The organism is Vibrio sp. Y176 (genome assembly GCF_033438945.1).
Map to the genome: position 1 here is coordinate 1 of NZ_JAWOQS010000107.1, position 1,107 is coordinate 1,107.

A 1,107-nucleotide genomic window follows, 5' to 3' on the forward strand; every position below is an offset into this window, starting at 1 on the left:
TTTCAGGCAAAGAAGGCAAGTTACCAATTTCTCGTGGCGTCCCCATTGCTAAAGCCATGGGCAGTGAAAATCTCATCGCCTTTGCTCAAAACGGCGAAGCACTTCACCCGATGAATGGCGCGCCATTGCGTTTAGTGGTTCCAGGTTGGCCGGGTTCTTGTTCACAAAAATGGCTCACTCGCATTCAAATTCGCGATCAAATACACGATGGACCAAAGATGACAGGCACTTCCTATCGAGTCCCTAACCGACCTGTCGCCCCGGGAGAAAACGTGGCGAAAGAGGATTTCGAGATCATAGAGCGCATGCCAGTAAAATCTCTCATCACTTCTCCGCAAACCAACACAGAAGTCAATGGCAATGAAATCGCCATTCGCGGACATGCTTGGTCTGGCGACCGAAAAGTGACCAAAGTGCAGATTTCGATTGATTTTGGCGCTACATGGATGGATGCCGACCTCGCAGCTCCTGCAAATGACGGTGCTTGGCAAACGTTCAATGCTAAGGTGAAGTTCCCTCAAGCGGGTTACTACGAAGTGTGGGCGAAAGCGACTGACGATCAAGGTGTCAGCCAGCCTTTTGCCATCGCATGGAATCCGAAAGGTTACCTCAACAACACTTTCCACCGCATCGCATTGATTGTACGAAGTTAAAGGGTCAGTAGCAGAATGGTGAGAACTTAGGGGACATAACACGGTGAGAACAAAACAACCATCAGAGCGGGTACTCCCGCTCGCTTTCACCCTTTTGGCTTTGTTGAGCGACCCTGTCCTTGCGAGTAACGACGAGTTGATTGCAGCAGGCGAGCAGCAAGCCATGGTTTGTAAAGCCTGCCATCAATTTGAGCCGAATGGCGTAACGGTGGTTGGCCCGCCCTTATGGGGGCTAGCAGAACGCAATATCGCCAGTTTTGAGGGCTTCAATTACAGCGACGGAATTAGACAACATCAAGGAAAGTGGGACGCTGAAAAGTTGGACGCATTTTTATCCGCTCCGAATGACTTCGCGCCAGGAACCAACATGGTCTTTCGTGGCGTAACAGATCCCGGTGCGCGCGCGGCTATGGTTGCATGGCTTGCGAGGAAAAACCCAGCACCACCCAATGGG

Annotated in this window: 2 protein-coding genes; both read left to right on the forward strand. The window is 51.3% G+C overall.

Going from position 1 to position 1,107, the window contains the following annotated elements:
* Positions 1–653, forward strand: a 653-nt coding sequence (locus tag R7O13_RS24420; protein WP_318304875.1) for a molybdopterin-dependent oxidoreductase, incomplete at its 5' end; no start/stop codon positions are given.
* A gap of 43 nt (positions 654–696) precedes the next feature.
* Positions 697–1,107, forward strand: a 411-nt coding sequence (locus R7O13_RS24425; RefSeq protein WP_318304876.1) for a c-type cytochrome, incomplete at its 3' end; no start/stop codon positions are given.